This window comes from Microbacterium sp. NPDC056569 (assembly GCF_042793475.1).
In the GTDB taxonomy this organism is placed as follows: Bacteria; Actinomycetota; Actinomycetes; order Actinomycetales; family Microbacteriaceae; genus Microbacterium.
In genome coordinates this window covers 77,349-97,674 of sequence record NZ_JBHTUV010000008.1, presented here as the reverse complement: position 1 = coordinate 97,674, position 20,326 = coordinate 77,349, and the positions used below count along the sequence as shown (strand labels likewise).

The 20,326-nt window shown below is 71.8% G+C and carries 17 protein-coding genes; 1 reads left to right on the top strand and 16 read right to left on the bottom strand.

The annotated features are described in order from the left end of the window. Positions 1–132: 132 nt before the first annotated feature. From ACFQ7C_RS11100 to ACFQ7C_RS11025, 16 genes are read right to left on the bottom strand one after another with little or no spacing between them, the layout of a single operon-like run. Complete coding sequence (locus ACFQ7C_RS11100; RefSeq protein WP_378900522.1) at positions 133–1,593, bottom strand: aldehyde dehydrogenase (NADP(+)); 1,461 nt, start codon at positions 1,591–1,593, stop codon at positions 133–135. A gap of 2 nt (positions 1,594–1,595) precedes the next feature. Continuing rightward, positions 1,596–3,053 (bottom strand): FAD-dependent oxidoreductase, encoded by a 1,458-nt coding sequence (locus ACFQ7C_RS11095; protein WP_378900519.1) that lies wholly within the window; start codon positions 3,051–3,053, stop codon positions 1,596–1,598. Beyond that, on the bottom strand, positions 3,046–3,351 hold the full coding sequence (locus ACFQ7C_RS11090; RefSeq protein ID WP_378900516.1) for a (2Fe-2S)-binding protein: 306 nt from the start codon (positions 3,349–3,351) through the stop codon (positions 3,046–3,048). Before ACFQ7C_RS11090 ends, ACFQ7C_RS11095 begins: the two co-directional genes overlap by 8 nt. Continuing rightward, complete coding sequence (locus ACFQ7C_RS11085) at positions 3,348–4,517, bottom strand: NAD(P)/FAD-dependent oxidoreductase (protein WP_378900513.1); 1,170 nt, start codon at positions 4,515–4,517, stop codon at positions 3,348–3,350. The genes ACFQ7C_RS11090 and ACFQ7C_RS11085 overlap by 4 nt, the downstream gene beginning before the upstream one ends. Then, on the bottom strand, positions 4,514–5,224 hold the full coding sequence (locus tag ACFQ7C_RS11080) for a GntR family transcriptional regulator (protein WP_378900510.1): 711 nt from the start codon (positions 5,222–5,224) through the stop codon (positions 4,514–4,516). The genes ACFQ7C_RS11085 and ACFQ7C_RS11080 overlap by 4 nt, the downstream gene beginning before the upstream one ends. Further along, on the bottom strand, positions 5,221–6,222 hold the full coding sequence (locus ACFQ7C_RS11075) for an ornithine cyclodeaminase family protein (RefSeq protein ID WP_378900507.1): 1,002 nt from the start codon (positions 6,220–6,222) through the stop codon (positions 5,221–5,223). Before ACFQ7C_RS11075 ends, ACFQ7C_RS11080 begins: the two co-directional genes overlap by 4 nt. After that, on the bottom strand, positions 6,219–7,220 hold the full coding sequence (locus tag ACFQ7C_RS11070) for a proline racemase family protein (protein WP_378900504.1): 1,002 nt from the start codon (positions 7,218–7,220) through the stop codon (positions 6,219–6,221). Before ACFQ7C_RS11070 ends, ACFQ7C_RS11075 begins: the two co-directional genes overlap by 4 nt. A 13-nt stretch (positions 7,221–7,233) precedes the next feature. Then, positions 7,234–8,142 carry a dihydrodipicolinate synthase family protein gene (locus tag ACFQ7C_RS11065; RefSeq protein ID WP_378900502.1) on the bottom strand — a complete coding sequence of 303 codons (909 nt, stop codon included), beginning with the start codon at positions 8,140–8,142 and terminating at the stop codon, positions 7,234–7,236. Positions 8,143–8,198: 56 nt separating this feature from the next. After that, positions 8,199–10,898, bottom strand: a complete 2,700-nt coding sequence (locus ACFQ7C_RS11060; protein ID WP_378900499.1) for a beta-L-arabinofuranosidase domain-containing protein — start codon at positions 10,896–10,898, stop codon at positions 8,199–8,201. Further along, entirely contained in the window at positions 10,895–12,343 is a 1,449-nt protein-coding gene (locus ACFQ7C_RS11055; protein WP_378900496.1) for an aminopeptidase P family protein, read from the bottom strand. Before ACFQ7C_RS11055 ends, ACFQ7C_RS11060 begins: the two co-directional genes overlap by 4 nt. Further along, positions 12,340–13,623 (bottom strand): alpha/beta fold hydrolase, encoded by a 1,284-nt coding sequence (locus tag ACFQ7C_RS11050; protein ID WP_378900493.1) that lies wholly within the window; start codon positions 13,621–13,623, stop codon positions 12,340–12,342. Before ACFQ7C_RS11050 ends, ACFQ7C_RS11055 begins: the two co-directional genes overlap by 4 nt. Then, positions 13,620–14,480 carry an ATP-binding cassette domain-containing protein gene (locus ACFQ7C_RS11045; RefSeq protein WP_378900490.1) on the bottom strand — a complete coding sequence of 287 codons (861 nt, stop codon included), beginning with the start codon at positions 14,478–14,480 and terminating at the stop codon, positions 13,620–13,622. Before ACFQ7C_RS11045 ends, ACFQ7C_RS11050 begins: the two co-directional genes overlap by 4 nt. Then, positions 14,477–15,337 (bottom strand): ABC transporter ATP-binding protein, encoded by an 861-nt coding sequence (locus ACFQ7C_RS11040; protein WP_378900487.1) that lies wholly within the window; start codon positions 15,335–15,337, stop codon positions 14,477–14,479. Before ACFQ7C_RS11040 ends, ACFQ7C_RS11045 begins: the two co-directional genes overlap by 4 nt. A gap of 11 nt (positions 15,338–15,348) precedes the next feature. Then, positions 15,349–16,347, bottom strand: a complete 999-nt coding sequence (locus ACFQ7C_RS11035; RefSeq protein ID WP_378900484.1) for an ABC transporter permease — start codon at positions 16,345–16,347, stop codon at positions 15,349–15,351. Next, a complete protein-coding gene (locus ACFQ7C_RS11030) occupies positions 16,344–17,318 on the bottom strand; it encodes an ABC transporter permease (RefSeq protein WP_378900482.1) in 975 nt (324 codons plus the stop codon). The genes ACFQ7C_RS11035 and ACFQ7C_RS11030 overlap by 4 nt, the downstream gene beginning before the upstream one ends. A 2-nt stretch (positions 17,319–17,320) precedes the next feature. Beyond that, positions 17,321–19,030, bottom strand: coding sequence for an ABC transporter substrate-binding protein (locus tag ACFQ7C_RS11025; RefSeq protein ID WP_378900480.1), 1,710 nt, complete (start codon positions 19,028–19,030; stop codon positions 17,321–17,323). A gap of 188 nt (positions 19,031–19,218) precedes the next feature. Here ACFQ7C_RS11025 and ACFQ7C_RS11020 point away from each other — a divergent pair, with 188 nt between their 5' ends. Continuing rightward, entirely contained in the window at positions 19,219–20,316 is a 1,098-nt protein-coding gene (locus ACFQ7C_RS11020; protein WP_378900478.1) for an aminotransferase class V-fold PLP-dependent enzyme, read from the top strand. Positions 20,317–20,326: the final 10 nt, after the last annotated feature.

The window sequence follows — 20,326 nt, the reverse complement described above, 5'->3', positions numbered from 1 at the left end:
CGCAGCGCATAATGCGGCGGTAGTGGTGCAATGTTACTGGTGATATGTGCAATTGCACCAGGAATTCATGCGACGGAAACACGACGCGGCCCCCGGGGTTCGCCCGGGGGCCGCGTCGTCATGCGGGGTGCGTCAGGATGCGATCAGCACGCCGTCGATCCGCCGGGGGATGCCGAGCGGGTTCGATGCCTGCAGGGCCGGAGGCAGCAGGGCATCGGGCATGTTCTGGTAGGTGACGGGCCTCAGGAAGCGTGTGATCGCGGCGGCCCCCACCGACGTGGTGCCGACGGCCGTCGTGGCGGGGTAGGGCCCGCCGTGCTGCTGCGCCCACGTCACCGAGACCCCCGTGGGCCACTGGTTCCACAGCACGCGCCCCGCCTTGGTCGACAGCACGGGGATGAGCTCGGCGGCGACCGCGTCGCCTTCCGACCCCACGACCGTCGCCGTGAGCTGGCCCTCGAGCACCGATGCGACCGCCACCATCTCGGACTCGTCCTCGTAGGTGGCGACGAGTGCGGCGGGGCCGAACATCTCGGAGATGAGGGACTCGTGGTCGGCGCGCAGCGCCGCCGCGGTCGTCTTCAGCAGCACGGGCGCCGGGTCGCCGCTGACGGCGGGCGAGCCCGCGAGGACCTCGACCGCGTCATGGGATGCTGCGGCCTCGACCGCACCGCGGAAGCCCTCCGCGATCCCGTCGTTGAGCAGCGGCGTCGGGGCCGGCAGCGACGCCGCGGCGAGCAGCGCGTCCAGCCCGGAGTCCGCGGGGACGAGCAGGACGCCGGGCTTCGTGCACAGCTGACCTGCGCTGCCGGTCACGGAGGCGACGAAGCCGTCGACGATCTCCCCGCCACGTTCGGACGCGGCCGACCGGGTCACGAACGCGGGATTGACGCTGCCGAGCTCGCCGTAGAACGGGATCGGCTGCGGCCGGGACGCGGCGATGTCGAAGAGCGCGCGGCCGCCCGCGATGGAACCGGTGAACGCCGCGGCCTGGATCCGTGGATCCTTCAGCGCCTCTACTCCGGCCTCCGTGCCGTACACGGTGTCGAACAGCCCGCTCGGCGCCCCGACCCCGGCCAGCGCCTCGTGTACCACCGCGGTCGTCCGTGCGGAGAGCCGGGGATGCCCGCGATGGGCCTTGAGCACGACGGCGTTGCCGGCCGCGAGCGCGCTCGCGGTGTCGCCGCCCGCCACGGAGAAGGCGAACGGGAAGTTGCTCGCGGCGAACACGAGCACCGGCCCGATCGCCTCGAGCTGGCGGCGCAGGTCGGGCCGGGGTGCGCCCATCGGCCAGTCGCCGTCCGCCCGGTCGATGCGCGCGTCGAGCCACGTGCCCTCCTCGAGCACCTCGCCGAACAGCCGCAGCTGGAAGCTCGTGCGGCGCACTTCGCCGCGCAGGCGCGGCTCGGGCAGATGCGTCTCGCGCTGTGCCTCGGCGATGAGCTCGTCGGCGTGCGCGTCGAGCGCGTCCGCGACGGCGCCGAGCGCGCGGACGCGCTCGCCGATCGTGCTGCGGCCCCAGACGGCGGATGCCTCGGCCGCGCGCCGCACGATCGCGGCGACGTCCTCGGGGGTGGTGGCGGGGATGGTCATCGTCAGTCCTTTCCGTCGGCGAGTGCTGCGAGGTCGGCGACCGTGAGCGGCGTGGCGAGCGGCCGCTTCGCGAGCGGTTCGAGGTCGATGGGCTCGGCGGTTCTTCCGGTCTCCGTTGAGACGAGGCAGGAGAGCGCGAAGCCGCATACGCGCCCCTGGCACAGGCCCATGCCCGGGCGCGCCGTGACGCGCACGTCCCGCGGGTCGTCGGCGGCGAGCGCGTGCACGGTGGCGCGCACCGCGTCGGCGTCGACCTCTTCGCACCGGCAGACCGTGGTGTCCGCCGCGAGCCATGTGGCCCAGTCGGCAGGCACGGGGGAGGCCCGGTGCATGCCGACGGCGAAGCGGCGGCCGCGGGCGATGCGGCGGCGAAGCCGGGCGCGCGTGCGCGGGTCGTCGGCGCGGCCGGCGTCGACCGCCGCGGTGAGTGCGGCCAGCTCGCCCTCGGCGCACGACTGGACCGCGCCGCCGATACCCGTCACCTCGCCGGCGAGGTAGACGCCGGGCACGCTCGAGCGCTGGTCGGCGTCGGCGACCGCCACGAGCGAGGAATCGACATCGACGCGAGTCTGCGCGCCCAGGCCGATCGCGAGCTCGAGCTGCGGGGTGAACCCCCAGCCGAGCGCGACCAGGTCGGCCTCGACCACGCGCTCCGTGCCGGGCCGGATCCGGCCCCGGGCATCGACCCGTGCCAGCGTCACGCGCGAGACCCGGCCCGCGCCGGCGACGGACGCGACCACGGTTCGGGTGCGCAGCGGGATGCGGTGTTTCATGAACGTCGTGGCGTAGCCGACGCCCTCGAGCAGCTTGCCGGGCTCCTGGATCGCCCGCAGCGGCGTCGCGGCCCAGCGCGACAGCGCGTTCGCGTCGCACACCGCGACCACGTCGACGCCGGCGTCGGCGAGTCCCGCGGCGACCGAGAGGAGGAACGGCCCGGTTCCGGCCACGACGGCGCGGCGTCCGGCCGCCACCTGGTTCGCCTTGAGGAGGGCCTGCACCCCGCCCGCGGCCATCACGCCGGGCGTCGTCCACCCGGGCAGGGGGAGCTGGCGGTCGTATGCCCCGGTGGCGAGCACCACGCGCTCGGCCCGAACGGCGCCTGCGGCACCCGAGGCATCCGCGTCGGTGGGCGTCGTCCGCAGGACGACCAGGGTGTCGTCGCGGTCGATGCGCCACACCTGCCGGCCCGCGAGGTGGACGAGCCGCCCTGCCTCGACGGCGCGACCCAGTCGTGCGCGGAGCTCGCGATAGTGGGCCCAGTGGTGGTGGCCGGTGGATTCGGGGAGCGCGAACGCGTCGAGGTGCCGCTCGTCGGGGTGACGCCAGTACTGCCCGCCGGTCTGCGCGCCCGCGTCGACGAGCGCGACCGTCAGACCGCGCTCAGCCGCCGCGACCGCGGCCGACAATCCGGCGGGTCCCGCTCCGATCACGGCGAGTTCGTACACGGATGCCTCAGCCATCGTGCGCCCCCGTCGCCGGCAGCGGCTGGTGGGGGTCGTCGCCGGAGACGACCTGCCCCTCGCGCGCCGGCGTGACGCAGGCTCGGCGGGCGCGTCGTCCGTCCACGGTGAGGATGCAGTCGTAGCAGACGCCGATGCCGCAGAACAGGCCGCGCGGCTCGCCGTCGCCGCGGGTCGTGCGCCAGGATGTCACCCCGGCCGCCGTCAGGGCGGCGCCGATCGTCTGCCCCTCGCGGAAGGCGATGGGGCGTCCGTCGAAGGTGAGTTCGCCGGTGCGGCGCGGCTCGGGGACGGTCATGCGGCGCGCCTTTCATCGAAGCGGTGCGGCCGGAACGGCTCCAGCGACAGGTCCGTGGGCTCGCCGCGGAGCGACTGGACGAGGAGCTTCGCAGTGCCGACCGACAGGCCGATCCCGGCGCCCTCGTGCCCGGCCGCGTGCCAGAGTCCCGGCATCCGTCCGTCCTCTCCGATGACGGGGAGGTGGTCCGGGCAGTACGGACGGAATCCCGAGTAGGTGCGCATGATCTGGACATCGGCGAGCACGGGGAAGAGCTCGATCCCGGCGCGCGCGACCCGGCCCACGGCCTCGGGCGAGAACGTGGTGTCGAACCCGACGCGCTCGCGGCTCGCGCCCATGAGGATCGTGCCGCTCGGCGTGCCCTCGACGACCGACGACACCTGGAGCCCGGCGTCCGAGCTCGCGACATTCTCGACGTACTCCGCCGAGTAGACCTTGTGGCGGACGGTGGGAGGAAGCGGCTCCGAGACGAGCACGAAGCCGCGGCGGGGGAGGACCGGGACCGTGACCCCTGCGAGCGCGGCGACCTCGCCACTCCAGGGGCCTGCGCACACGATGACGGCGCCCGCGTCGATGCGGCCTGCGGCCGTGTCCACGCCGGTCACCCGCCCGCTCACCACGCGGATGGCGTGGACGACGGTGTGCGTCAGCAGCCTGGTCCCGCGGTCGCGCGCCAGCCGCAGCAGGTGGTGCGCCGCGAGGACCGGCTGCACCTGGGCGTCGTCGGGGTAGAACGCGCCGCCCACCATCGCGGGGTTCAGGTAGGGCTCGATCTCGCGCAGCGCCGCCGAGTCGGCCACGTCGTCGACACGGATGCCGAGCCCGCGCTGGTGCGCGACGAGCACGTCCAGCGCGCTCTTGCCGCGGGCGGTCGACGACACGACCAGTCCGCCCTTCGCCTCGAACTCCCAGTCCGCGGCGTGCTCGGCCAGCTCGCCGCGCCAGAGCGTCTGCGAGTACAGCGAGAGCTCGAGCTCGGGTCCGACCTCCTTGTCGGAGACGAGGAGGTTCCCCTCGCAGCGACTGGTCGTTCCGGATGCGATCGAGCCGCGCTCGACGACCGTCACCGACAGTCCCGCCGTCGCGGCGAAGTACGCGACGGCCGCGCCGAGGATCCCCGCCCCGACGATGACGACGTCCGAGCGGGGTGCTGCCGCCGCGCTCATGCGGGTCTGGGTGCGCTCGCGGGCGCGGCGCCCGCGGCGGGGTAGCCGGACCAGTCGGTCAGGACGTGCTCGATGTGGGCGTGGACGAGCTCGCGTGCCCGGACGGCGTCGCCGGCCTCGATCGCGTCGAGCATCTCGTCGTGCTCGCGCGCCGACGCCGTCAGCCGGCCCTGCTCTGCGAGCGCGGAGAGTCCGAACAGCCGGGTCTGCGAGCGCAGCGACGCGACGAGCTCGGTGAGGCGCGTGTTGCCGGCGTACTGCAGCAACGCCAGGTGGAAGTCGCTGTCGGCGGTGAGGTATCCGATGAGGTCGCCGGTCTCGGCACCCTCGACGATCGCCGCGGCCTGTCGTCGCAGCTCGGGGAGGGCCTCGGCGGGGACGAACGGGGTCGCGCGCTCGATCGCGGGCGGCTCCAGCATGAGGCGCAGCTCGGTCACCTCGTAGAGGTCCTGCGGCGACACCTCGGTGACCTGGAAGCCGCGGTTGGGAAGCGCGATGACGAGGCCTTCGCGGACGAGGTCGAGCATCGCCTCGCGGATGGGCGTGGCGGACACGCCGAACTGCTCGCCGAGGCTCGGGGCCGAGTACACGCGTCCGGGCTGCATCTCACCGCTGATGATGGCCGAGCGCAGCGCACGTGTGACGGTGTCGCGGATGCTCGGCTGCTTGCTCAGTCGCACGACACTGCGCAGCTCGGGACCAGTCATGTGTACGCCTCCTCGGACGCGAACGGTTCGGCCCTTCGCGTGGACTCCATGATCCTCTCCACCACGGCCAGGTCTTCCCACGCCATGCCGACCCCGGTGTACAGTGCCGGCGCGCCGGGCCGCCGCACGACCTCGCCGCGCACCAGCTCCGCCAGATTCGCGATCGGCTGGGTGTCGCCGGCCCACTCCTCATCGCTGCGCGCGGCCGCGAGATTTCCGTTCTCCCGGAGCGCCGACGCGCGCGCCTCGACCACCAGGTCGGCGGCGCGCACCAGCTGCTCGCCGAGCTCACGGTGATCGCGGCCATGCGATCCGACCGCGGCGACCACGGCGTCGGGACGCACGTCGTCGAGATCGAGCACCGGGGTCGGCGACGATGTCGCGGCGACCACGACGTCTGCAACGGCGAGGTCCGCGTGCGTGCCGGGATCGGCGGAGACGCCCGCGGCGCGCAATGCGGCGACTGCCGACCCGACGCGGTCGGCCGTGCGCCCGATGACGCTGACGTGCGCGACCGGGAGCGTGTCGGCGAGGGTCAGGGCGTGCTCGACGGCCTGCGGGCCCGACCCCAGGACGGCGAGGTGGGCGATCGACGACCGCGGCCCGCCGGGAGCCGCCGCCAGCAGCCCGGCGACGGCGACCGTCGTCACCGCGGGGGTGCGCAGCGTGGTCAGGCGCGCCCCGTCGAGCACCGCGCGGGGTGCGAGCGTCTCGCGGTCGAAGAGGAGGTACCACGCGTGGATCTTCGGCAGACCGAGCCGCGTGTTGCCGGGCGCGATGGTCGCGACCTTGATGCCCGCGGAGGACGCGGACTCGGCCGGCATGAGCAGGAACTCGCCGCCCGCCAGTGGCGCGAAGAGGCGGTCGTGATCGTGCTCGATGTCCCACCCCGACCGCAGCGCCGAGGCGATCGCCTCGACCGCGTCACGCCGGGAGACGGCGGCGTCGATGTCGGCGGCGCTCAGGACCGGGATGCCGACGGTCGCAGACAGGGTCACAGCACGAACCCCCGAGGGAACGGATCGGACGGGTCGAGCATGTACTGCGCCGTGCCGGTGACCCACGCCCTGCCCGTGATGGTGGGGACCACGGCCGGGACGCCGGCGACCGAGGTCTCCTCGACGAGACGGCCGGTGAACGACGTCCCGATGTAGGACTCGTTCACGAAGTCGGTGTGGAGGGGCAGCAGCCCCCGCGCGTGCAGCTGCGCCATGCGGGCGCTGGTGCCCGTCCCGCACGGCGAACGGTCGAACCAGCCCGGGTGGATCGCCATCGCGTGGCGGGAGTGGCGAGCCGTCGAACCGGGGGCCTCGAGATACACGTGGTGGCAGCCGCGGATCGTGGGGTCGACCGGATGCTGCGGGGCATCGGCCTCGTCGATCGCCGCCATGATCGCGAGACCGGCCGCGAGCAGGTCGTCCTTGCGGGCGCGGTCGAACGGCAGCCCGAGGGACTCGAGCGACACGATGGCGTAGAAGTTGCCGCCGAACGCGAGGTCGTACGACACCTCGCCGTACCCGGGGACGTCGACGGTGCGATCGAGACCGACCACGAACGACGGCACGTTGCGGATCGTCACGCGCTCGGCGTGCCCGTCCACGACGGCGACGTCGGCGATGACGAGACCGGCCGGAGTGTCGAGCCGGATCGTCGTCACCGGCTCGACCACCGGCACCATCCCGGTCTCGACCAGCACCGTGGCGACGCCGATCGTGCCGTGCCCGCACATGGGGAGACAGCCCGACACCTCGATGTACAGCACGCCGAAGTCCGCGTCGGGGCGCGTCGGCGGCTGGAGGATCGCGCCGCTCATCGCGCTGTGGCCGCGCGGCTCGTTCATGAGGAGGGTGCGGATGTCGTCGCTGTTCGCCATGAACCACTGACGACGCTCCTCCATCGTCGCTCCCGGGAGGACGCCCACCCCGCCCACGATGACGCGGGTGGGCATGCCCTCGGTGTGGGAGTCGACGGCGTGGAACACGCGCTGCGATCGCATTCGGGTCCTCGGATCAGCGGTAGCCCTTGGCCAGCACGGCCTCGGTGTCGGAGATGATACGCGCGCGGACGTCGTCGGGGAGCGGCAGACGCGGAGGGCGGGTGGTGATGCCCGCGGGAGCGACGCCGGCGACCTCCTGCGACAGCTTGATCGCCTGGACGAACCAGGTCTTCGAGTCCCAGCGCAGCAGCGCGTGGAGGTCGCGGTAGATGTCGCGCGCCTTGACCCAGTCAGCGGGGTCGCCGGAGGTGGACAGGTTGTACAGTTCCACGGTCGAGGCGGGGATCGCGTTCGGGTAGCCGGCGACCCAGCCGACGGCTCCGTTGATGCCGAGCTCGAGCACGACGTCGTCCGAGCCGATCGAGATGTCGAGGCCCGGGGCGAGCTCGCGGATCTCGAACGCGTGGCGCACGTCGCCCGAGAACTCCTTCACCGAGACGATCAGGCCCTCCTGGTAGAGCCGCGCCAGCAGGTCGGGGCGCAGGTCGACCTTCGTGTCGATGGGGTTGTTGTAGGCCAGCACCGGCAGGCCCACGGCAGCGACCCGCCGGAAGTGGTCGACCACCTCGTCATCGCTGGCGCGGTATGCGTTCGGGGGGAGCAGCATCACCGCGGGGGCGCCGTGCTCGGCCGCGTGCTCGGTCAGACGCACGCTCTCGAGCGCGCCATAGGCGCCGACGCCGGGGATGACGGCGGTTCCCGCGGGGGCGGCCTCGACGGCGGTCAGGTAGACCTGTCGCCGCTCGTCCTCGGTGAGCGTCTGGTACTCGCCGAGCGACCCGTTCGGAATGATCCCCGTGACGCCGTTCGACGTCGTGAAGCGCACGTGCTCGGCGTACGCGTCATAGTTCACCGAGAAGTCGGGGTTGATGGGGAGGGTCGTGGCGAGGTTCACACCGTGCCAGGGCTTGCGGTCGGTCATCGTGTCTCCAGTGTCGAAGGTGCAATTGCAATTGTAATGGGCGGAAGCCGGTTCCGCTAGGCCGGCGGGCGCGGCGGCAGCACGAGCCGCCGACGCGGCTCTTCGTTGCCCGCGCGGTCGGTCGCGGCGTACTCGATGACCTGCTCCTCGTCGGTGAGCGCACGCACGAACGCCTCCTGGAACGTGGCCCAGAAGGTGCCCGGCCCCTCCCACTGGATCCGTTCGGCACCCGACACCTCGTCGCGGGCGACGAAGGTGATCTCGACGCTGGAACCCAGCGCCTTGACCCGCGCCTCGGTCCGCGGCGGGGCGGTGTCGATGTGCAGGGTGCGCGCCGCGAATCCGGTCCGGCCCGCGGCTGTCGCCCGCGCTTCGATGCGCACCGAGCCCTCGAGGTCGACGGCGAAGGCCCCGGAGTACGCCTGCCAGTCGCCCTCGCCGACACGCACCTCGACGGCGTCGAGGCTCGACGCGCCGGCCGTCGCGCGCACGCCGATCCGCGGTGATGTCGTATGCCAGCCGGTTGCCGCGGGCTCGGGGGTGAGGATCTCGACGATGGGGACGGATGCCTCGTCCTCGGCGCCCGCCGTCCGCTCCAGCCATTCCTCGGCCGGGCCGAGATCCGGGGCGTCCTCGGGGGCTGCGTGCAGCGTCGCCGCGTGCAGGTCCATCGCGCCGCGGAGGACCGTCCGCGCCTCGTCGAGTCCGAGCAGACCGTCGGCGCGACCGCGATGCACCGCCCTCAGCACCCGCGCGACGAAGGCGCTGCGCGTTCGGGGAAGCGGTTCGCTCCACACGTCGTCGAGGATCGTGGTGCCATCCTCCCGACGGCGTGCGGCGACGCCCGTGTCGACGCCCGCGAAGCCGATCGTGGCATCCGCCGCGCGCACGTACATGTGGTACCTGGCGTCGGATCCCGTCCACACCGGCTCGAAGGGGATGCCTTCGACGCTCACCGAGCCGCGCGAGAGCAGGGTTCCGCGCGGATCCGGGTCGTCGGCGAGGATCGTGCCGTCGAGGAGGCGCCGGCGGTCCAGCGCCATCTCGAGCCACGTGGTGCTGTCGGAGCGGGCGACCAGCACGCTCGGGCCGAAGGCGAGGTGGCGCACCTGAGGGTCGTCCAGGGCGGCGTGCGTACGCAGACTCATCGGCAGGTCGAGGACCAGCTCTTCGCCCGACGTCCAGTCCCGTTCCAGGTCCGCGTACCGGCCGGGCTCCGCGTCGAGGGCGAGCGGCTGGGTGCCGATCCGCGCGGACGCGGGGGCCGCGACCCATCCCGGCACGCGCACGTGCAGGGTCATCGGCACCGGGTCGAGGCATCCGTCGATCCGTTCCACGCGCACGCGCACCTGGGACGCGAGGGGGAGCGCGGATTCGACGACGACGCGGAGGCCATGCTCGCGCCACGTGAGCTCGGCCGAGGTGTGGGGGTTGATCCACAGTTCCGCGCCGTCGCCGGCGCCGCGGAAGAACACCGAGTCCTGGTACTTGACGTGGTTCTCGAGGCCGGTCCCGCCGCAGCAGGTGCCGACGTTGTCGAACTCGGGAAGGGCGCCCGGATGGACCGGGAACATGTACGCGACCTCGGGGCTCGTGTCGGAGCGCGCGTCGCGGCGCGAGGCGAGGATGTGGTTGAGCGCACCGCGCTCGTAGTACTCCATGTACTTCGCGTCGAGCGTGTGCTGGAAGAGCAGGCGCGAGAGCTTCAGCAGGTTGTAGGTCGCGCAGGTCTCGGCGTTGCGGTGCCCGATGTCGCCCGCGACGCGCCCGGCGGGTCCCCAGATCTCGCTCTCGCCGGTGCCGCCGTGCGCGTACATGCGCCCGGGCACCACCTGATCCCACAGCCCGGCGGCGGCGTCGAGGTACGCGCGCTCGCCGGTCGCCTCGTATTCGTGGACGTAGCCGATGAGCTGCGGCAGGTGCTGGTTGGCGTGCATGCCGTCGAGGATGTCGCGACGCGAGGCAGTCGCGGCGATGAGGTCGTGCTGATCGAACATGCGGGCCGTGGCGAGGAAGACCGGCTCGCCGGCGACGACGGCGAGGCGGGCCATCGTCTCGTTCATGCCACCGAACTCGCCGGCGATGTAGAGCGACCACATGTGCTGCCGCTGCGCATCGTCGAGCCGCGACAGGCGGCCGTGCACCCAGTGCCCCATCGCCGTCGCGACGCCGAGGGCCTGCTCACTGCCCACGAGCTCGTACGCGTCGAGCAGCCCGGCCATGATCTTGTGGCACGTGTAGTAGGGCGCCCAGATCTCGCCGTAGGGCGCACCGTGCTCGAGGCGCGAGAACTGCCACTCGCCGTAGGCCGCCAGGAAGCCGGGGTGGGAGTAGCGGCCGGTCGCCGCAAGCGCTGCCTGCACGTCGGCGAGGCCGGCGACGAGCTCGTCGGTCTTCGCGCGCAGGGCCGGATCGGCCTCGCCGGCGGCGGCCATCGCGAGCATCGAGAGGAAGTGGCCGGCGTAGTGGCCGCGCAGCAGATTCGCGGTCTGCGCGGCTTCGCGTCCGGGGTAGTCGTGCTCGCTCCACGCGTCTTCGGCGGGGTGGCCGAAGTCCTCCCAGGACCCCGGGGGCAGGGCCCCGCGCGTGTCGATCCCGGCGTTCGCGCGGAACACGGCGAGCAGCCGGTCCACGGGATACACGCGGGCGAGGTGGAGCATCTCGACGCGGGCGCGCTGGAAGACGCTCGCGCCGCCCAGACGGACGTCGGAGAGCGCGAACTCCCGCGCGCGGCGCGTCGTCGTCAGGGTGGTCATGAGGCGGCCCCGAGGTGCGCGCGTGTCCACTGCTCGACACCGTCCGCGTCGATCGGGAGAGCCGACGAGAGGACCTCCGAACCGGACTCGGTCACCAGGACGTCGTCCTCCAGCCGGACGCCGATCCCGCGCAGCTCAGGCGGCAGCGTGAGGTCGTGCGCGTGGAAGTAGAGCCCCGGCTCGACCGTCATCACGACGCCCGGCTCGAGGTCCGCACCCATGTAGTCCTCGTAGTGCGCCTGGCTGCAGTCGTGCACGTCGAGGCCGAGGTGGTGCCCGATCCCGCACGCCAGGTAGCGACGGTGGTGCTGACCCTCGGGGGAGAGCGCCTCGTCGACGGACACCGGCAGCAGACCCCAGTCGTGGAGCCCCTGCGCGATGACCTCCATGGCGGCGAAGTGGAAGTCGAGGTACGGCGTGCCGGGGCGGATCTGCTCGAGGCCCGCGCGGTGCGCCTTCTCGACGAGGTCGTGCACGGCGCGCTGTGCGCTGGTGAACGTGCCGCCGGCGGGGACCGTGCGCGTGACGTCGGCGGTGTACAGCGAATGCGTCTCGACGCCCATGTCGAGCAGGAGCGCGGCGTGGGGCAGGATCGGCCCGTCGCAGCGCACCCAGTGCAGGATCGGGGCGTGCGCGCCCGAGCCGACGATGGTCGAGTAGCCCGGTCCGTTGCCGAAGGTGCGGGCGTGACGGTCGAACGTCCCCTGCAGCCACCGCTCGCCGAGCCCGTCTGCGATGGCGCGCGGCACCTCGGCGACGACGGCCGCGAAACCGCCGACGGTCGCGTCCACGGCCGCCCGCAGCTGCGTGATCTCCCACTCGTCCTTCACCATGCGCAGGCGCGACAGGGTGCGTTCGAGCTCGGGCGACACGCTCGCCCCGGCGGCCGTCGCCAGCGCGGCGGCCGAGCGTGCGGCCTGGGCGCCGCGCAGGTCGGCGTGACGGGTCTCGAGGGATTCGAGCGGTTCCACGGTCACCTGCAGGGCGTCGCTCCATTCCGGCAGCCCGGCCGAGGGGCCGACCCACAGTTCGCCGTGCGCGGCGTCGGAGAAGAAGCCGGCGTCGCCGGGCCGGAACGGTCGCGGGAGGTAGAGCACCGCGTCGTGGCCGCCGGCGACGGGCCACATCACGAGCACCGCATCCTCGACCTGGCAGCCGCTGAGCCACACGAAGCTGCTGTCTGCGCGGAAGCCGTAGGCGGCGTCGTCGTTGCGGATGGGCGCAGTGCCCGCCGCGATGATGAGCGTCTGCCCGGGCAGCGCCGCGCTCAGGCGGGCGCGGTGGGACGCGGCGGCCGCCGCGGTGCCGGCGGGGAGCGTGGGGTGGACGGCCACGTCGTCCCAGCCCGACGCGATGAACCCGGTGAAGGCGGGGATCTCGGCCAGTCGCGGATAGCGTGTGCCCGCGTACCGCGGGCGGACCGGGGCGGTGTGGTGGTGCGTCATCGTGTCTCTCCTCCGCGATCGCGCACGAGTTCCCGCAGCGCGGTGAACGTCCGGCCCGACCCGATTCCGTCGTGTTCGTATTCGTTGGTGACCCAGTACTGCGCATTGCCGATGCGCGACAGGGAGTCGAGCTGCAGCCCCGCATCGACGAACATGTCGTCGTAGTACACGACCGCCGCGAGCGGCACCTCGGAGCCGGCCAGCCGCTCGGCGTCGTAGAGGGGGCTCCATTCCGTCCGCTCGGCGAGCGCGTGGACGGCATCGCGGAAGCCGCGCAGCAGTCGCACTTCGTCGAACATCCAGGGGAACGCCATCTCGCCGGTGAACAGCAGCGGCCGACGGTCCGGTCCGAACTCCGGCCGCGCCTCACGGGCGGTCTGCGCGGCCCACGCGGTCGGCCCGCTGCCGGGGTCGCCGTAGATGGACTCCTGCAGCGTCCAGAACAGCGGGTTGCCGGCGCTCGAGGTGAGGGTCATCGCGTCCTGCAGGAACGCCGTCGAGAGCCGCCCCGCTCTCGTGAACGCCTTCTCGACGAGCCAGTGCAGGCGCTCGTGCCCGGGCTTCATGCCCAGGTCGATGCCGAGCGACTGGAACCGGTGCACCGTCAGCAGATCGCCGTCGGGGAGGACGACGTCCTCCTGCGCGAGGACGTCGGCGATCCGGCCGACTGCTTCGGCGTCCTCGGGGAAGCGCCGGTACAGCTCGGCCGTCTTCTGCGCCACGCGGTCGAACGTCCGGGCGTACACCTCGTGGGCGCGCGGCGGTGTGCCCGGGATGCCGCCGCAGACGTAGCAGGCGGCCAGCGCGTCGGGCGCGAGCGAGAGATACGTCAGCGTGAGGAATCCGCCGTAGCTCTGCGCCAGCGTCGCCCAGCGACGGCCGTCGTACCGCGTCAGGCGCACATGCTCGAGATCGCGGACGATCGAGTCCGCACGGAACTTCGCGAGCAGCTCCGCGCCCGCCTGCGCGCCCAGCGGCTCGACGTCGGCGGCTTCGAGCGGGTGGCTGCGCCCGGTCCCGCGCTGGTCGACGAGCACGACGCGGTAGTGCGCGAGCGCCTCCTCGAGCCAGCCGTCCCGCTTCAGCGGGCGGGGGTTGGCACCGCCCGGACCTCCCTGCAGATAGGTGAGGAGCGGGAGGTCGTCGCCCGCACGGTCGGGATCCACGAGTTCGCGCACGAACACGGCGATCGACGGGCCAGTCGGCTCGTCCCAGTCCAGGGGCACGTCGACGTATGTCTCGGTGACGCGGATGCCGGGCAGATGATACGTCGTCGTCATGAGGCCTCCGATGCCATCGCCGTGCGGCGTCGCTCCGCCTCGCGTCGGCGCGCGTCCCACTCGGGATCGATGCGCGGCACCGCCGCGAGGAGCGTGCGCGTGTACTCGTCCTGCGGGTCGGTGAAGATGCGGTCCCGCTCGCCCTGCTCGACGATCCGGCCGCGGCTCATGACCGCCACGCGGGTCGCGATCTGGCGCACGACGGCGAGGTCGTGCGCGATGAACAGGTAGCCGAACCCCTCGTCGCGCTGGAGCGAGCGCAGCAGGTTGATGACCTGCGCCTGGACCGAGACGTCGAGCGCCGACACGGCCTCGTCGCAGATGACCAGCTTCGGGCTCACCGCGAGCGCACGGGCGATGCCGATGCGCTGCGCCTGCCCGCCCGAGAACTGCGCCGGGTAGCGGCCGGAATGGTCGGGGTTGAGGCCCACCCGCTCCATCAGGGCGCGCGTGAACGCACGCGCTCCACCCGGGATCCTGCGCTTCTGGTAGCGCAGCGGAGCCGTCACGAGCCCCTCGACGGTGTGCCGGGGATTGAGCGAGGAGTACGGGTCCTGGAAGATCACCTGGACGTCGCTGCGGAAGGAGTGCAGCGCCCGGCCCTTCAGACCGGTCACGTCCTGGCCCTCGAACTCGACGGTTCCGGAGGTGGGCTCCATCAGGCGGGCGACGAGGCGGGCGGTCGTCGACTTGCCCGAGCCGGACTCCCCGACGAGCGCGAGGGTCTCGCCGCGGAACACCTCGAACGAGACGTCGTCGACCGCGCGGAAGGTCGTGGGGCGGCTGAGCATCGGCCCGTGGCTGGTGAACTCCTTCACCAGCGCCGTCGCTCGGCACAGGGGCGCAGCATCCGTCATCGCTTCTCCTCTCCGGGCAGGACCGGGATCGCGGTCGTGCGGAGCTCGCCGATCTCGTCGTCGATGCGGGGCACGGCGTCGAGCAGCCGCCGCGTGTACTCGTGCTGGGGGTCGCTGAAGACGTCCTCGACCGACCCCTCCTCGACGAGGCGTCCGCCGCGCATCACCACGATGCGGTCGGCCACCTCGCTCACCACGGCCAGATCGTGGGTGATGAGGATGAGCCCCGCACCGGTGTCGCGGCGGATCTCGGCCAGCAGTGCGAGGATCTGGGCCTGCACCGTGACGTCGAGCGCCGTCGTCGGCTCGTCGGCGATGATGAGGTCGGGCTCCATGCTCAAGGCCATCGCGATCATGATGCGCTGGCGCATGCCGCCCGAGAACTGGTGCGGGTAGTGGTCCGCCCGACGTGCCGCGTCGTGGATGTGGACGCGCTCCATCGCCTCGATGGCGACCTTCTTCGCCGCGCGCGCCGAGACGCCGGAGCGGTGCGAGCGGTACGCCTCGGCGATCTGGACGCCGACGGTGTAGTACGGGTTCAGCGACGACAGCGGGTCCTGGAAGATCATCGCGATGCGGTCGCCGCGGATGCGGCGCATGGCGCTCTCGCGCTGCGCCAGCAGATCCTTCCCGTCGAATCGGATGGAGCCGGTCGCGGTGCCGCCCTTGGGGAGGAGCCCCATGATCGCGAGGCTCGTCATGGACTTGCCCGAGCCGGACTCGCCCACGATGCCGAGGGCGCCGCCGCGCGGCACCGCGAAGCCGACGGAGTCGACGACGCGCGTCGCGCCGGCCGCGGTGCGGAACTCGACGCTCAGATCCTCGACGCGCAGCAGATCGCCGGTCGTGTGGTTCACGTTCTCTCCCGTCATGCGCGTGCCGCCGTCCGCACGCGCGGATCGATCGCCGTGTACAGCAGGTCGACCACGAGGTTTCCGACGATCACGAAGAACGCCGACAGCAGCGTCACCGCCATGATCACCGGCTGGTCGTTCGACGAGATCGAGTCGGCGGTGAGCTTGCCGACGCCGTTGAGGCCGAAGACCGTCTCGGTGATCACCGCGCCGCCGAGGAGGCCCGCGATGTCCATGCCGAAGATCGTGACGATGGGCGTGAGCGCCGGGCGGAGTGCGTGACGCCGCCACACCAGCGACGAGCTCAGGCCCTTCGCGTTCGCGGTGCGGACGAAGTTCTCCTGGAGCGTCTCGATGACGTTGGCGCGCGTCAGCCGCGTGTACACCGCCGCGTAGCCGACCGCGAGCACGATCCACGGCATGAGGAAGTTCAGGAACCACTGGCCGGGGTCCTCGGCGAACGGGACCGCCTGCGGGAAGGGAAGCCAGCCGAGCCAGACCACCAGGACGAACTGCAGCACGAGCGCGAGCACGTAGTTCGGGATCGACATCGCGCCGAGGGTGAGCCCGGCGAAGAACTTGTCGGTGAACCTCCCCTCGTGCACGGCGCTGAGGACGCCGCCGACGAGCCCGCCGATGAGCCACAGGATGGCGGCGCCGATCGCGATCGTCGCCGAGATGGGCAGCCGCTGCACGATCATCTCGCTCACGAGCTGGCCGGTCTGGAACGAGTAGCCGAGGCACGGGGCGGGGCAGCTCACCACAGCGCCGGCGACGACGTACTCGCGGCCCGTGAACAGGCCCGAGACGTACTCCCAGAACTGCTGCCAGAACGGCAGGTCGAGGCCGAGGTTGGCGCGGATCTGCTCGATGCGCTCCGGCGTGCAGTTCTTGCCGCAGATCTGCACCGCGGGATCCGGCGACAGCACGAAGAAGATGACGTAGGTGAACAGGGTCACCAGGAAGAGCACGACGAGCATGCCCAGGACGCGGGAGCCGACGAAGCGGATCATGCGCGCACCTCCGAACTGCCGATGAGGGCGCGGATGCGGTCGCCCAGCGTCGTGAACGACAGCACGAGCAGGAAGAGGAAGGTGCCGGGGATGAGGAAGTACATCGGATCCACGGCGTACCAGGGGGCGGCCGCCGCGATCATCTGACCCCAGCTGGGGGTCGGCGGCACCACGCCGACGCCGAGGAACGACAGCCCGGCCTCGGTGCCGATGTAGCCGGGCACCGCGAGGGTCGCCATGACGACGATCGTCGACATGAGGTTCGGGAGGATCTCGCGGAAGATGATGTGCGCGCCCGAGGCGCCCGAGGCCCGCGCGGACTCCACGAACTCGCGCTCCTTGAGGGAGAGCGTCTGCGACCGCACGATGCGCGCCAGGTACGGCCACCCGAACAGCGAGATCACGACGACGAGCAGGACGATGCGGTTGTCGGACGGCAGCGCCGAGAGGATCGCGATCATGAAGATCAGGGCGGGGAACGCCATGAGGAACTCCATGACGCGGGAGATCGCGGTGTCGATCCAGCCGCCGAAGTAGCCGGCGAGAAGTCCGAACACCACTCCGAGGATCGTGGTGAGGAACGTGGCCGACAGAGCGACCGTCATCGACACGCGTGCCCCGTAGGCGATGCGGGCGAAGATGTCGCGGCCGCTGCCGGGCTCGACGCCGAACCAGTGCTCGGCGCTGATGCCGCCGAACGGGCCGAGGGGGATGGCGCCCATGTTCGGGTCGATCGCGGTCTGGTCGAACTCGTAGGGTCCCCAGCCGCTCACCAGCACGATGAGCGGCGCGAAGATCGCCATGAGCAGGATCAGGACGATGTAGCCGAGCGAGAGCATCGCCGGCACATCGGTGAGGAATCCGCGCAGAAGCTTCCGGCCAGAGGCCGGGCGGGACTCCAGTGACTCTTCGAGCACTGGGTCGCCGCCCGGCGTGGCCTCGACCTCGATGACGGTCGAGGGGATGGTCATGCTCAGCCCTTCGAGGGGTCCTTCAGACCGATGATCGTGAGATCGGTCATGTTGGTGCTGGGGTAGTAGCCCGCGATGTTCGTGCCCGGCAGGAAGATGCCGTTCTCGAACACGAGCGGCGCGATCGGAGCGAGCTCCATGATCTGCTCGTCGAGGTCGCCCCACGCGGCGTTCGCCTCGTCGACGTCGGTGATGGCGCGCACCTCGGCGATGCGCTCGTTCACGGCCGGGTCGTTCAGCTGCGCCAGGTTCTGGTTGCCCTTCTCGGTGATCATGGCGCCGTCGAACAGCGGCGGGATGAACGTGCTCGCGCTCGAAGCCCAGTCAGGGCACCAGCCGGTGATGGCGGCGTCGTTCTGCTTCGCCGGCGTCGCGATGGTCTCGTAGTAGATCGCGGTGTCGATCACATTGAGGTTGACGGTGATGCCGACCTTCTCGAGCGACTCCTGGACCGCCTCGGCCTGTGCCTGCATCGCCGGCTGCGACCGGATGTCGAGCGTGAACTCGAAGCCGTCTGCCAGGCCCGCCTCCGCGAGCAGCGCCTGCGCCTCTTCGGCGTTGCCGCCCTCGTCGGTGGCGGGGTACAGGTCGAAGTCGCGGTGGCCGTTGACCGCCGGTGGGATGATCGTCGTCGCGACGTCCGCCAGCTGGTTGCCGCCCGACGCGTTCTGCACCGTGGTGCGGTCCAGGGCCCAGTTGACGGCCTGGCGCACACGCACGTCGTCGAACGGCTCCTTGGTCGTGTTCATCGACATGTAGGTCGTGCAGAAGGCCGGCGCCTTGATCGCCCGCTCCTGCAGCTCGGGCGTCTGGATGCGCGGCAGCGCGGCGCCGCTGATCTTGCCCGCGATCGCGTTGACATCGTCGCCCTGGCCGGCGATCATGCGCTCCTCGATCGTCGCGGCGTCGATGCCCATGTCGAACTGCCACGCGTCGGGATAGGCCTTGCGGACGTCGTCGGTGTCGGCGCTCCAGTGCTCGTTGCGCACGAGCTTGATGGTGCTTCCCGGCGTGTAGCTGTCGAGCGTGTAGGGGCCCGAGGCGATCACGTCGTTGATGAACTCGTCGCCGCCGCCGGTGCCGACGGGGAACGGCACGGCGTTCGACTGCGCGAGCACGTTGTCGAACTCGGGGAAGGGCGCCTTGAGGTGGAAGACGATCGTCTTCTCGTCCGGCGTCTCGATCGTGGGGATCTCGCCGGAGACGTAGGGGCCCTCGTAGTCGGCGGGAGCGTCGATGACGTTCTTCAGGTAGGGGGAGCCGATGCCGATCTGCGGGTCCCACGCGCGTGAGATGCCGAACTTGACCTCCGCCGAGGTGATCGGGTCGCCGTTGTCGAACGCGAGATCGTCCTTGAGCGTGTAGGTCCACGTCAGTCCGTCGTCGGATGCCGTGCCCAGCGATTCGGCCAGGTCCGGCACGATCGCGTTCGGGTCGTCCGCGTCTCCGGCGGCCTGCATCGTGAGGCCGCGGTAGAGCAGGCGGTAGAACGCATTGACCCCGCCGTCCCAGCCGCGGGCCGGGTCGAGGTACGAGAAGTCGGCGTTCTGCAGCATGTGCACGGTGCCGCCCTTCTGCGGCTCGCCGGACGCGGCCTCGGTGGGCGCGGAGGACGAGGTTCCTCCCGAGCACCCGGCCAGCAGCAGGGCTGCAGTCATGCCGGCGGCGAGTAGTCCGGCGGCTCTCATCTTGGCGGTCATCTGGTCGACCATTCCTTCCTCTTGCTCCGTTGCGTCGAGTGACTCAACAATGAAACAACATGACGGTGCAATGTACAACTGCACCTAATACCTAAAGTTTTCTACCCCGTCGCGCACCCACCTTGCAGCGGCTGTGACCGAATCGTCATTCTGGAGGTCCGATGTTTACACCCGCGAAACACGCGGCGGGCGCAGTCCCGATGGAGCGCTACCTCGCGGCGTTCGAGCCCACGCCGGGCCACCTGGACTTCGCGCGCTTCGGCCCGCCCTCACGCAGCGTGTGCGAGGCCGCGTCGGACTTCTGGAGCGCCGCGGCCACGGGGGACGTGGACGAGGCGGCCGAAGACGTCGCCGCCCGTGAACAGGTCACGCGGCTCCTCTCCATGCCCGCGGCCGACGTCGCCCTGGTGCCGAGCACATCGCTCGGGCTGTTCCACGTCGCCTTCGCGCTGCGCGGTGCCGAGGTGCTGGTGTCGAGGGGCGAGTTCCCCGCCAACCTTTACCCGTGGTGGCGCGCCGAGGAGCTCGGGATCCTGCGCGTGCGCGACCTGCCGGGTGACCGCCTGACGTCGCCGGTCACTCCGGAGCGCGTCGCCGCGGCGCTCGCGCCCACGACCACGGCGGTGGCGGTCAGCGCCGTGGACTTCCGCACCGGATGGCGCGCCGACCTGGCGGGCATCCGGGAGGTCATCGGCGACCGCCTCCTGATCGTGGACGCGATCCAGGCAGCCGGCGCCATCGACCTCCCGTTCGCGCACGCCGACATCGTGATCGCGGGCGGCCAGAAGTGGCTCCGCGCAGGCTGGGGCACCGGCTTCGTCGCGGCGACTCCCCGTGCGCTCGCGGCGATGATGCCGGGCCTGAGCGGGTGGACCGGCGTCGAACGGCCGGGCGGATACGACGGCCGGCGGCATCCCGTGCTTCCCGGTGCCCAGCACCTCGGCCTCACGAACGGATCTCCTGCGGCCGCCCGCATGCTCGCGCGCGCGCTCGAGCTGGTCGGCACGGTCGGGGTCGCCGCGGTCGAGCGGCGCATCTCCGAGCGCGTCGAGACGCTGATCTCCGAGCTCGACGCCGTGGGCGTCGACGTCGTCTCTCCCCGGCGGCCGGCCGACCGCGCCGGCATCGTGGTGGCGCGGTGGGCGGACGGCACCGCCCCCGCGCGCCGCAGCCGGCTTGCCGAGCACGGCGTGGCCGTCACGGTGCACGGCGAGGATCGGCTGCGGTTCGCGGTGCACGCCACGACCGGACTCGACGATCTCCCGCGGGTCGCAGAGCTGGCGAGCGCGCCGCTCTGACGGCGGCCGC